This window comes from Burkholderia sp. MSh2, assembly GCF_000731655.1.
Classification (GTDB): domain Bacteria; phylum Pseudomonadota; class Gammaproteobacteria; order Burkholderiales; family Burkholderiaceae; genus Burkholderia; species Burkholderia paludis.
On sequence record NZ_JPGM01000006.1, the window covers coordinates 193403 to 205751 of the forward strand.

At 68.7% G+C, this 12349-nt stretch carries 11 protein-coding genes; 7 read left to right on the forward strand and 4 right to left on the reverse strand.

Features of this window, described 5'->3' with window-relative positions; genetic code table 11:
* Window positions 1-237: 237 nt before the first annotated feature.
* Window positions 238-1146, reverse strand: a complete 909-nt coding sequence (locus GQ57_RS05450) for a LysR substrate-binding domain-containing protein (protein WP_031403130.1) — start codon at window positions 1144-1146, stop codon at window positions 238-240.
* Window positions 1147-1259: 113 nt separating this feature from the next.
* Between GQ57_RS05450 and GQ57_RS05455 the strand changes: the two genes are divergently transcribed.
* Both GQ57_RS05455 and GQ57_RS05460 read left to right on the forward strand, forming a co-directional pair.
* A complete protein-coding gene (locus tag GQ57_RS05455; RefSeq protein ID WP_034197333.1) occupies window positions 1260-2198 on the forward strand; it encodes a 2-hydroxyacid dehydrogenase in 939 nt (312 codons plus the stop codon).
* 238 nt (window positions 2199-2436) lie between these two features.
* A complete protein-coding gene (locus tag GQ57_RS05460; protein ID WP_034197311.1) occupies window positions 2437-3801 on the forward strand; it encodes an MFS transporter in 1365 nt (454 codons plus the stop codon).
* Window positions 3802-3838: 37 nt separating this feature from the next.
* Here the strand turns inward: GQ57_RS05460 and GQ57_RS05465 are convergent, their stop codons facing one another.
* On the reverse strand, window positions 3839-4807 hold the full coding sequence (locus GQ57_RS05465; protein ID WP_031403127.1) for a LysR family transcriptional regulator: 969 nt from the start codon (window positions 4805-4807) through the stop codon (window positions 3839-3841).
* Between the two features lie 357 nt (window positions 4808-5164).
* On the opposite strand from GQ57_RS05465, the gene GQ57_RS05470 reads away from it, so the two are divergent.
* The 4 genes from GQ57_RS05470 to GQ57_RS05485 all read left to right on the forward strand — a co-directional run bounded on the left by GQ57_RS05470 (window position 5165) and on the right by GQ57_RS05485 (window position 9449).
* On the forward strand, window positions 5165-6328 hold the full coding sequence (locus GQ57_RS05470) for an HPP family protein (protein ID WP_034197312.1): 1164 nt from the start codon (window positions 5165-5167) through the stop codon (window positions 6326-6328).
* A 107-nt stretch (window positions 6329-6435) separates the two neighbouring features.
* Complete coding sequence (locus GQ57_RS05475) at window positions 6436-6849, forward strand: MarR family winged helix-turn-helix transcriptional regulator (protein WP_031403125.1); 414 nt, start codon at window positions 6436-6438, stop codon at window positions 6847-6849.
* 20 nt (window positions 6850-6869) lie between these two features.
* Window positions 6870-8657 carry a chloride channel protein gene (locus GQ57_RS05480; protein ID WP_034197313.1) on the forward strand — a complete coding sequence of 596 codons (1788 nt, stop codon included), beginning with the start codon at window positions 6870-6872 and terminating at the stop codon, window positions 8655-8657.
* Window positions 8658-9113: 456 nt separating this feature from the next.
* Complete coding sequence (locus GQ57_RS05485) at window positions 9114-9449, forward strand: hypothetical protein (protein WP_031403123.1); 336 nt, start codon at window positions 9114-9116, stop codon at window positions 9447-9449.
* Window positions 9450-9541: 92 nt separating this feature from the next.
* Here GQ57_RS05485 and ppnP read toward each other — a convergent pair whose 3' ends face one another.
* Window positions 9542-9862 (reverse strand): pyrimidine/purine nucleoside phosphorylase, encoded by a 321-nt coding sequence (gene ppnP, locus GQ57_RS05490; protein ID WP_031403122.1) that lies wholly within the window; start codon window positions 9860-9862, stop codon window positions 9542-9544.
* A 174-nt stretch (window positions 9863-10036) separates the two neighbouring features.
* The gene (locus GQ57_RS05495; protein WP_031403121.1) at window positions 10037-10939 is read right to left on the reverse strand and encodes a LysR substrate-binding domain-containing protein; all 903 of its coding nucleotides are present in this window, start codon (window positions 10937-10939) and stop codon (window positions 10037-10039) included.
* A 193-nt stretch (window positions 10940-11132) separates the two neighbouring features.
* On the opposite strand from GQ57_RS05495, the gene GQ57_RS05500 reads away from it, so the two are divergent.
* A complete protein-coding gene (locus tag GQ57_RS05500) occupies window positions 11133-12317 on the forward strand; it encodes a M20 aminoacylase family protein (protein ID WP_034197314.1) in 1185 nt (394 codons plus the stop codon).
* The last annotated feature ends 32 nt before the right edge of the window (window positions 12318-12349 follow it).

A 12349-nucleotide genomic window follows, 5' to 3' on the forward strand; every position in this document is an offset into this window, starting at 1 on the left:
CCGCTCCAAATGCACGGACGTATCCTGCGCCGACCGGCATGTAGCGTCAAGCGATTGTCGCAGTGCAGCGAAGCGCTGCGTTCCGCCGCTGGAACGCGGGCCCCGGGTCAGCTTTCAATACGGTAAGGACTCGCAGGACTGCGACCCGTTCCGCTCGGTCAGGATTGCTTGTGATCGCATCCGGCAAGCTTCCGGACTGAAAGCTTGTCACGTCGCGCGAGTGCATTTCCGGACGCGTCACGCGACCGCGCCGCCCTGCTCCTGCGCGAGAAACCGCTCGACCATCGCGTTGAACACCGGCAACGCCGGATTGTCGTTGTCCGTTCGCCACGCGAGATACAGCTCGGCCGCCACGTCGACGCCCGCGAGCGGCCGGAACACCACGCCATCGACATGAAGCTCGCGCGCCGACGCCGGCACCAGCGCGGCGCCGAGCCCCGCGCGCACGAGGCCGAGAATCGTGTGCGTCTGCCCGACGTAGTGCAGGTAGTTCGGCAGCCGCCCGGCGCCCGCAAACATCCCCGAGATCATGTCGTGGAAATATTTCCCTTCATTCGGCGAATACGCGATGAACGGCTGGCCGTCGAGCGCGTCGGGACCGATCCGCTCGCGCGCGGCAAGCGGCGCGCCGGCGGCGACCGCGACAAGCATCGGCTCGCGCTGCACGAGCCGGTATTCGAGTGGCTGGCGCGCGGCGCGCTGGCGCACGAAACCCGCGTCGAGCATGCGCGACGCCAGCGCGTCGATCTGCACGGTCGACACCATCTCGCGCAGTTCGACGTCGACGTCCGGCAGCGCGTGCGCCGCGTGCGCGAGCAGCACCGGAATCATCCGGTACGCGCTGACGGCCGTGAAACCGAGCGTGATGCGGCCCGCACCGCCGTGCGCGACGCGCTGCGCCGCCTGCTCGGCGCGTGCGGAGAATTCGAGGAGGTGCCGCGCGTCGCGCAGGAACCGCTCGCCGGCCGCGGTCAGGCTGACCTGCCGGCTGCTGCGCTCGAGCAGCGCGATGCCGAGCGCGTGCTCGAGCAGCTGGATCTGCCGGCTGAGCGGCGGCTGGGTCATGAAGAGGCGCCGGGCCGCACGGCCGAAATGCAGTTCCTCGGCAACCGCGACGAAACAGCGAAGCTGGTGCAGTTCGATCATCCAATTCTTGAATCGATCAATAGTCTTTTGATGTTAGACGGATATCGATACGATTTCTATACTCGGTTGCACCTGATGTGCGGCCCTTGCCGCGCACGACGACCGAGCCCTTCATGACCATCGACATCCTGCTCACCCAGCCGCTCCCCGACGCGATCGACGCCGAACTGTCGGCCCGCTACGCGGTGCACCGGCTGCATGCGGCCGAACGGCCGGACACGCTGCTCGATCGCGTTGCCCCGCGCATTCGCGGGGTCGTGACCGGCGGCGCGAACGGCCTGTCCGCCGCGCTGATGGACCGGCTGCCGGCGCTCGAGATCGTCGCGATCAGCGGCATCGGCACCGACGCGGTCGATCTCCACCGCGCCCGCGCGCGCGGCATCCATGTGACGACGACGCCCGACGTACTGACCGACGACGTCGCCGACATGGCGATGGGGCTGATCCTGATGACGCTGCGCGACCTCGGCGCCGGCGAGCGGATCGTGCGCGCCGGCCGTTGGGGCAAGACGGCCCAGCCGCTCGCGACCCGGGTGACGGGCAAGCGGCTCGGCATCGTCGGGCTGGGCCGCGTCGGCCGCGCGCTCGCGCAGCGCGCGCAGGCGTTCCGGATGCCCGTCAGCTACTTCGGCCCGCGCGAGCATCGCGACAGCGGTTATCGCTTCGTGCCCGACCTCGCCGCGCTCGCGCGCGACAGCGATGTTCTCGCGATCGCCGCGTCGGCCGACCACGGCAACGTGCTCGTGACGGCCGAGGTGCTCGCCGCGCTCGGTCAGAAAGGATTCCTGATCAATGTCGCGCGCGGCAAGCTGGTCGACGAAGCCGCGCTCGTGCGCGCACTCGCCGATGGCACGATCGCAGGCGCCGGCCTCGACGTGTTCGCGAACGAACCGCATGTGCCGGCCGCGCTGCTCGAACTCGACCGCGTCGTCGTCCAGCCGCACCGCGCGAGCGCGACGCACGAAACGCGCGAGCAGATGGGCCGGATCGTGCTCGCGAACCTCGCCGCGTGCTTCGCGGGCCAGCGCCCGCCGACCAGCATCACGTGCTGACCGTCGCGCGCGACGCGACTGCTTCCGTTACCACGCCGGATGCCTCCCGCACGACGGAGGCGACGGTCCGTTCACGCGCATGACGGGTTTGCGCCGGAGGAACGCGCGTTGCCGGACGCATTGCGGCATCGCGCGTCGCTGCCGCCCGAGGAGACTGCCTTCGGGGCGCCCGGCGCCGCAACCGGCCACGCGCGTTCGCCGGCCCGTCATGAACGAGAACCCACCCAAGGAGACACGCATGCCCCAACGATCCAGCGGCGCCGCCCTCGCCGCATCGCCCGCCGCGTCGCACACGACCGGCCGCGTCCGCCATGCGGTCCTCGCGCTGATTTTCGCGGTCACCGTCATCAACTACGCCGACCGCGCGACGATGTCGATCGCCGGCACCGGCGTCGCGCACGACCTCGGGCTGACGCCCGTGCAGCTCGGCATCGTCTTTTCCGCGTTCGCGTGGGCCTATGCGATCGGCCAGATCCCGGGCGGCTGGCTGCTCGACCGTTTCGGCGCGCGGCGCGTCTACGGCCTGAGCCTTCTGCTGTGGTCGGTCTTCACGATGCTGCAGGGTACGGTCGGCTCGATCGCGGTGCAGGGTGCGGCCGCGACGCTCGCGCTGTTCGCGATGCGCTTCATGCTCGGCCTCGTCGAATCGCCGGCATTCCCGGCCAATTCGCGGATCGTCGCGTGCTGGTTTCCGACCGCCGAACGCGGCACCGCGTCGGCGCTGTTCAATTCCGCGCAGTACATGGCCGTCGTATTGTTCACGCCCGCGATGGCATGGCTCACGCATGCGCTCGGCTGGGAGCACGTGTTTCTGTGGATGGGACTGCTCGGCATCGCGCTCGCCGCGCTGTGGTTCGCATGGTATCGAGAACCGCACAGCCACCCGCGCGTGACCGACGCCGAGCGCGACTACCTCCGCGCACACGGTGCGCTCGTCGATCTCGAGGCGAACCGCGTGCGCCATCGGCCGCGCCTGTCGTGGCACGACGTGTCGCAACTGTTCCGGCACCGGAACCTGTGGGCGATCTATCTCGGCCAGTACTGCATCACGGCGCTCACCTATTTCTTCATCACGTGGTTCCCGATCTACCTGATCAAGGGGCGCGGCATGACGATCATGGAGGCCGGCTGGGTCGCCGCGCTGCCGGCGATCTGCGGATTCACGGGCGGCGTGCTCGGCGGCGTGCTGTCGGACTGGCTGGTCCGGCGCGGCATGCATCCGTCGCGGGCGCGCAAGACGCCGTTCGTCGCGGGGATGGCGATGGCGACGCTGCTCGTGCTCGCGAACGGCGCGTCGTCGAATGCGGTCGTGATCGCGCTGATGACGATCGCGTTCTTCGGCAAGGGGCTCGCGGCGGTCGGCTGGGCCGTGCTCGCCGACACGGCGCCGGAAGGCATGGTCGGCCTGAGCGGCGGCGTGTTCAACGGCCTCGGCAACCTGGCCGGGATCGTCACGCCGCTTGTGATCGGCTATTTCGTCGCCCGCACCGGCTCGTTCGCGGGCGCGTTGTGGTTCGTCGCCGCGCACGGGCTGCTCGGCATCGCCGCGTACGTGTGGCTCGCGGGACGCTTCGAACGGATCCGCATCGCGCCGCGCGCCTGAACGCCGCCGCGGCGCGCGCCCGCGGGGGCCCGGGCCGTCAGGCGCGCTTGCGGCCGCCCGGCGCGTGCTCGGTCGTCAGCCGGTCGAGTTCGCGCAGGTCTTCCTCCAGCGCGGGCGTGAGCGTCGTGCGCAGGTGGTCGAGGAACGTGCGGATCTTCGCGTCGAGATAGCGGCGCGTCGCGTAGACGGCATACACGCTCACCGTCTGCAGCCGGTACTCGGGCAGCACGCGGATCAGCCGCCCTTCGCGGATGTCGTCGAGCACCGTATACAGCGCGACGCACGCGATCCCGCGCCCGGCGCGCACCGCGACGCACAGTGCATCCGGCACGTTGACCTGGAACGGCGCCGGCTGCAGCTCGTAGACGGCCTCCTCGCCGTCGCTGCGTTCGAGCCGCCATTCGCCGGCTGGCGACGCGGGCGTATCGAGGCGCAGGCACACGTGGTTCGGCAATTCGTCGGGCGATTGCGGCGTGCCGTGGCGCGCCAGGTATTCGCGCGAGGCGACGAGCACGCTGCAGCTCGTGCCGCAGGTCTGCGCAACGTAACCCGAATCGGGCAGTTGCGACGCCGTCACGATCGACACGTCGTAGCCCTCCTCGACGAGATTCGGCATCCGCTGCGCGAGCGTCAGTTCGACCGACACGTCCGGGTTGTCCTCCTGGTAGCGCACGATCGACGACACGACATGGCTCTGCCCGAGACCCGTCATCGCATGGATGCGCATCTTGCCGCTCGGCCGCAGCAACGCGTTGCGCGCCTCGGCGTTCGCGTAGTCGATTTCCGCGAGGATCGATTTCGCGCGCTCGAAATAGCGTTCGCCGCTTTCGGTGAGGCCGAGATGGCGCGTCGTGCGATGCAGCAGGCGCGTCTGTACGTGTGCTTCGAGGTTCGATACCGCGCGCGACACCTGCGCGGTGGTCGCATCGATTTCCTTCGCGACCGCAGTAAAACTGCCGGCCTCGACAACGCGCACGAACAGGCGCATGTTTTCGAGCATGTCCATTGAATTGGGAATTGGCTTGGGGAGAGTCGGTGGGGAGGCGTCGGCGGCGCTCGCGTCAGAGGGGAAACGGAACGCAGCCGCGAACCACGTCGAAACGATCACCGTGCCGGGGAAAAGGCGGGAGAGCGGACATCGCGTACGTGGTTCTGGCATGACGGGATTCGGTGGCCGGAATTGTACGCCGCTGCAGACAAATTTGCGCGCTTGCGCCACCCGAAAACTTTCATCGCATGAAAGGCTTTTGCAAGCCATGCACGACAAAGCCCGAAGCGGCGCGACGATTTATATCACAATGAGATACAATTCGCCGCTTGTCGTCGCACCCGACCGCGCTGTCGTCTCTACCGCTCACCGTCCATGTCGTCAGGCTCCCCTTCGTCGCGCCGCACGCTGCGGCAATGGCTGCACAGCTTCATTCCCCATCCGATGTCGCTCGGCTGGCGCGAACGCCTGCGTTCGTGCGCAGGCGCCCTCGTCGGCATCGCGACTGTCGGCGCGACGATGCGGCTGCTGCCCGGCGTGCCGGGCCTCGTGCCGCTGCTCGTCGCGCCGATGGGCGCGTCTGCCGTGCTGCTGTTCGCCGTGCCGGCGAGCCCGCTCGCACAGCCGTGGTCGATCATCGGCGGCAATCTCGTCGCGGCGACGGTCGGCGTCGCATGCGCACACTGGATCGCCGATCCGGTTACCGCCGCCGCGGTCGCGATCGCATGCGCGATCGGCGGCATGTTCGCGCTGCGCTGCGTGCACCCGCCGTCGGGCGCCGTCGCGCTGACGGCCGTGGTCGGCGGCCCGGCGATTCATGCACTGGGGTTCGGCTTCGTGCTGGAACCGATCGCGCTGCAATCGGCCGTTCTGCTGTCGGCCGCGCTCGTGTATCACGCACTGACGGGGCACCGCTACCCGCACGGCGGCGCGCGTGCCGACGCGAAACCCGCCGCGCCGGCGCGCGGCGGCTTCACGCGCGGCGATCTCGACGCGGTGCTGAAGCGCCGCGGCGAATGGCTCGACGTCGATCCGGACGATCTCGAAACGCTGCTGCGCGAAACCGAGATGCAGGCCTATGCGCGCACGTTCGGCCAGCTCACGTGCACCGACCTGATGACGCGTCATGCAATCGAAGTCGCGCCGTCGACGTCGGTGACGGCCGCCCTCGCGCTGCTCGACCGCCACCGCGTGAAGGCACTGCCCGTCGTGGACGGCGAGGGCCGCCTGGCCGGTATCGTCACGCGCACCGACCTCACGCGTGCGTCGCGCCGCCCGACTCCGCTGTGGCAACGCTGGTCCGCGCGGCTGCCGCAAGCGCTGGGCGGCCGGCCCGCGTGCGTCGACTCCGTGATGACGCGCGACGTCGCATGCGTGCCGGAAACGATGCCGGTCACGGCACTCGTGCCGCTGTTCGCGCAGTCGGGCCACCACCATATTCCGGTCGTCGATGCGTCGCGCCGGCTCGTCGGGATCGTCACGCAGACGGATCTCGTCACGGGCCTTTACCGGCAGACGCAGATGCTCGCCGCCGCGTAGCGCCCCGCCGCCCATACGTCACACCGTCCAGCCATTGCGTGCAAATTCGTCCATTTATATCACGTCATGATATATTTGCCGTTATCGAAACCGATTCCCCGACCTCCATGACCGACACTCGACGCGCGCTGGCGAAAAGCGATTTCCAGCAACTGTCCGAATTCCGCTACCAGATGCGCCGTTTCGAGCGCTTCTCCGAACGCGCCGCGCAAAGCGAAGGCGTGACGCCGCTGCAATACCTGCTGCTGCTGCACATCAAGGGCTATCCGCATCGCGAATGGGCGACCATCGGCGAGCTCGCGGAACGCCTGCAGGCGCAGCATCACGGCGTCGTCGCGCTGGTCACGCGCTGCGAGACGCTCGGCCTCGTGAAGCGCAAGACGAGCGAGGCGGACCGTCGGCAGGTCGAGGTCCACCTCGAGCCCGCCGGCGAGACGCTGCTTGCCCATCTCGCGGCCCTGCATCGCGCCGAGCTGAAATCGCTCAAGGGCGCGTTCCAGGTTCCCCAGATCGACTACTGACCCCCGTCACTCCCACTCCGATGAACGCACCGCACAAACGCGACTTCTCGACCAACGAACGCCTGCCCGTGATCGCGCTGCTTGCCGCCGGGATCGGCCTGCTCAGCACGCTTGCCGCGTTCGTGCTGTTGAGCCTGATCCACCTGTTCACGAACCTGTTCTTCTTCCAGCAGTTCTCGTTCGCCGACCGCTCGCCCGCGCACAACACGCTCGGCGCATGGGTGATCGTCGTGCCCGTGATCGGCGGGCTGATCGTCGGGGCGATGGCGCGCTTCGGTTCGGAAAAGATCCGCGGCCACGGCATTCCCGAAGCGATCGAGGCGATCCTGTTCGGCAAGAGCCGCATGTCGCCGAAGGTCGCGATCCTCAAGCCGCTGTCGTCGGGCGTCGTGATCGGCAGCGGCGGCCCGTTCGGCGCCGAAGGCCCGATCATCATGACGGGCGGCGCGCTCGGCTCGCTGATCGCGCAATGCGTGCACGTGACGGCAGCCGAACGCAAGACGCTGCTCGTCGCCGGTGCGGCCGCCGGCATGACGGCCGTGTTCGGCACGCCGGTCGCCGCCGTGCTGCTCGCGGTCGAACTGCTGCTGTTCGAATGGCGGCCTCGCAGTTTCCTGCCGGTCGCGCTCGCGTGCGCGGTGGCCGGCTTCGCACGCGCGCTGTGTTTCGGCGTCGATCCGCTGTTTCCGCTGAGCACGGCCGCGCCGACGCCCGTCGCGCTGCTGTCGTGCCTCGTCGCGGGCCTGCTGTCGGGAGCGCTGGCGTGCGGCCTGTCGGCCGCGCTGTACCGTGTCGAGGACGCCTTCGCGAAGCTGCCCGTGCACTGGATGTGGTGGCCCGCGCTCGGCGCGATCGCGATCGGCGTCGGCGGCTGGCTCGAGCCGCGTGCGCTCGGTGTCGGCTACGACGTGATCGGCGACCTGCTGCACCAGCATATCGCGCTGAAGATCGCGCTCGCGCTGCTGATCGTCAAGGCCGTGATGTGGGTGATCGCGCTCGGCTCCGGCACGTCGGGCGGCGTGCTCGCCCCGCTGCTGATGCTCGGCGCGGGCCTCGGCACCGTGCTGTCGCCGCTGCTGCCCGGCGGCGATCCGGCGCTGTGGCCGCTCGTCTGCATGGCAGCGACGCTGGGCGCGACGCTCGGTGCGCCGCTGACGGCGATCGTGTTCGCGTTCGGCCTCACGCACGACGCCAACGCGCTGCTGCCGCTGCTCGCGGCAACGCTGGTCGCGCACGGCTTCGCGACCGTCGCGATGAAGCGCTCGATCATGACGGAGAAGATCGCGCGCCGCGGCTATCACATCTATCGCGAATACGGGGTCGATCCGCTGGAGCGGCACGACATCGGCGAAGTGATGACGTCCGCCGACCGGCTCGTCGCGATCGACGGCGCGGCGACGCTCGACACCGTCGAGTCGCGGTACTTCGGCGCAACGCAGACGCATCGCGCGTACCCGGTCGTCGAGAACGGCCGTCTGCTCGGCCTCGTCGATCGCGCAACGCTCGATGCGCAACGCAGCCGTGCCGCGGTCGACACGCCGATCTCGGACGCGTTCGCCGACCGTGCGCCCGCAATCGCGCTGGCGCACGAAACCTGCCGCGTCGTCGCGTCGCGGCTCGCGATGCTCGGCCTCGAACGCCTGCCGGTCGTCGCCGACGAGCGATCGCTGCGCATCACGGGCATCGTGTCGCGCAGCGACCTGGTCAAGCCCGCGCTGCAGCACTTCGACGACGAACAGAAGCGCGAGCGCTTCCGCCCGATCGTCCCGGCCAACCTGCGCGGCATCGGCACGCGCAAGGCCGGCTGACACCCCTTGCGTGCGCGCGCCGCCGGCCGCGCACGCCCCGTTGCATCATGCCGCCGCGCGCCGGGGCGCACTCGCCCTGCCGCGCTTGAAGTTGGTTAACAATTCGACGGGCGAAAGTTTGTCATGATGGTGTTCATGCGACGGGGCCATCAATCAGCCATTCCACTTCGCGATCAAAACGAGAGTCGCGGCACGGCATGCAGACACGTGCCGTTCGCCGCGACCGTCACCTCCCCACACGATCCCGCAGCGCACCGGCCATGCAACGCATGACGTCGTGCCGCACACCGTGCATGCCGCACCGCGGCAACGTGCCCAGCACCCGATCCGCCATTTGGCAAGCGCGCTAACAACTTGTTTCGGAATGGCCGGAACCGTGCCTGCCCGAGGCAATCTCACTTGTACGCAGTTCTGCTGCGCATCCCGCTCAATCAATCACGACTCAAGGGAGATAACGTGAACGCGAAATACTTACCGCTCATCGCATTGACCGTGGCATTTTCTGCTCATGCCGCCGATTCCGCCCTGCAGAACGTGGGACAAAGCCAGAAACCCGCCGACGAAGTGGCGCAGTGCATCGCCAAGACCTGGGCCGACAAGTCGCAGCAACCGGTGACGTCGCAGTATGAGCTGGCGAATGGCCTCGCGATGGCCGTCTATGCGCCGGGCCAGCAGCCGCCGAACGGCGCCGCGGCCGTCGTACGCCCGGCCGGCGCCGCGAATGCGAAGACCTGGGTCGGTTTCCGCGGCGGCGATGCATCGTCGGCCGGCGACATCAACGCCTGCCTGTAACGCGCATCGGCGCGCCGGATGGCCTGGCGCCATCCGCTTGCAACCAGCCCCGCGCAAGCGGGGCTTTTTCCTTGTCGAGCGCCGAACGCGCGTTACAGGTAGCTGCAGACGTAATCGAGCGTCTCGAGCACTTCGATGTCGAAGCGGCTCTTGCCCGGCACCGAGAACGATTCGCCGGCGCCGTAGGTCTGCCATTCGCTGCTGCCGTCGAGCCTGACGCGGCACTTGCCGCCCTGCACTTCCATCAATTCGGGCGCATCCGTGCCGAAGTTGAGCGCGCACGGCAGGATCACGCCGAGCGTCTTGCGCGTGCCGTCCGGGAAGAGCACGGTATGCGACACGCACTTGCCGTCGAAATAGACGTTCGCGCGCTTGACGACCGATACGTTGTCGAATTGGGTTGCACTGGTCATGTGATGCCTCTGATTGCTGGATGCCGGGTGGCGATGTGGTTGGAGGCCGGCCGGAGCGGCGGGCCGGCCGCTATGATACCGGCTCGCGCCGCGCAAGCCTGAACGGCGTGTCGCCGGAGCGGCCGCGGGTGAAAAATCGTCACGACAACGATGCGATCCGCAGGCGACGCATGCTCATCGCAGCCCCTTGCGCCGCGCGGAATCGCGCAGGCAGTCGAGCAGCATCGCCGCGGCCGGCGTCAGCGGGCTGTCGCGGCGCGTGACGACCTGCACCGACACGCCCGGCAGGCGCTCGCGTATCGGCAGCACCACGAACTGGTCGTGCGCCCACTCGCCCTGCAGCAACTGCTCGGGCATCGACGCGATCAGGTCGCAGCCGGCCATCAGGCTGCGCGCCAGCCCGAAGCTCGGACATTCGACGACCCGCGCCGGCACCGGCAGCCCGTATGCGACGAACGCGTTGAACAGCACCTGCGTGGAGCTTTCCGGCGACGGGTTCATCAGCCAGTCGGCCTCGACGAGATCGGCGAGCGACGTGGCCGCCGCGAGCGGATGCCCCTTGCGCGCGACGATCAGCGACCGGCTCGCATAGAGTTCCGCATGATCGAACTCGGCCGCCAGCAGTTCGGGCACGACGACGGCCACCGCGAAATCGAGCGAGCCGTCGTGCAGCCGCGGCAGCGCCACGCCCGGAAACCCTTCGATCAGGTTGACCCGCGCCACCGGAAAGCGGCGCCGGAACGCGCGAAACGCATCGGGCAGGATCGTCATCGCGGCGGCCGGCGTGATCGCCGCGGCAACGGAGCCCGTCATCGCGCCCTGCGCCTGTTCGATGTCGTCGCGCGCGCGCTGCATCTCGGCGACGATCAGCCGCGCGCGCACCTGCAACTGCTGGCCGAACGCGGTGAGCTGCACGCCGCGCGCGGTGCGCACGACGAGCGACACGCCGAGCGCGATCTCCAGTTCCTTGACCGCCTTCGTCAGTGCCGCCGGCGACACGTTCAGGCGCCGCGCGGCCGCGCGAATGCTCCCTTCTTCCGCGACCGTGACGAACGCTTTCAACTGATGGTATTTCATGGCGGCAATGCGTGATCCGTGGAAACCCGATGCTGCGCGACACACGCCGACCAGACGCCGGTTCAGGGTATTCCCGAGCGGCAACCGACGGTGAGCACCAAAGCAATTTATCAGCTTCTGGTACCCAAAAGAAATTTATATCCTTGGTCGTCACATGCGCGTCAAACGCCCGACTGCCCCCACAGGAGAGACCATGCTGCAAGCCGTGAACCCCGTCATCCCCGGCATCGCCGAGATCGCCCCCGAGCTGGTCGAGGTGCGCCGCCGCATCCATGCGCATCCCGAACTCGCTTTCGAAGAGACGCTCACGAGCGATCTCGTCGCGGAACTGCTCGCCGGCTGGGGATACGAGGTGCATCGCGGCATCGGCAAGACGGGGGTCGTCGGCGTGTTGCGCGAAGGGCAAGGCGCGCGCACGGTCGGGCTGCGCGCCGACATGGACGCGCTGCCGCTCGCCGAAGCCACGGGCCTGCCGTACGCCAGCCGCCATGCGAACAAGATGCATGCGTGCGGCCACGACGGCCACACCGCGATGCTGCTGTGCGCGGCGCGCTACCTCGCGGCGTCGCGCCGATTCTCGGGCACGCTGAACCTGATCTTCCAGCCGGCGGAGGAAAACTTCGGCGGCGCGAAGGCGATGATGGACGACGGCCTGTTCGAGCGCTTCCCGTGCGACGCGATCTTCGCGATCCACAACATGCCGGGCCGCGCGGCCGGCGACATGGCCTTTCGCACCGGCGCCGCGATGGCGTCGGCCGACCGCGTGACGATCACGCTGCGCGGGGTCGGCGGCCACGGCGCGATGCCGCATTTCGCGCGCGATCCGATGTCGGCGGCCGGCAGCATCATGGTCGCGCTGCAGACGATCGTCGCGCGCGAGGTCGATGCGCAGCAGGCCGCCGTGATCACGGTCGGCAGCGTGCAGGCCGGCGAGACCTTCAACATCATTCCCGAAACCGTCGTGATGAAACTGTCGGTGCGCGCGCTGAACGCCGACGTGCGCGCGCTGCTCGCGCGCCGCATCGACGCACTCGCGAAAGGCCAGGCGGAAAGCTTCGGCGTCACGGCGGAGGTCGACTACGACTACGGCTACCCGGTGCTCGTCAATCACGCGGAACCCACCGCGTTCGCGGCCGACATCGCGCGCCAGATGCTCGGCGCCGAGCGGGTCGAGACCGACGCCGCGCCGCTGATGGGCAGCGAGGATTTCGCCTTCATGCTCGAGGCCCGCCCCGGCTGCTACGCGTTCATCGGCAACGGCGTCGGCAGCAAGGGCGGCTGCATGGTGCACAACCCCGGCTACGACTTCAACGACGACATTCTCGCGATCGGCGCGAGCTACTGGGTTCGCGTCGCCGAAGCCTGGCTCGCGGCCTGACGGCCCTTCATCCCATCGTTACGCGCCAACCG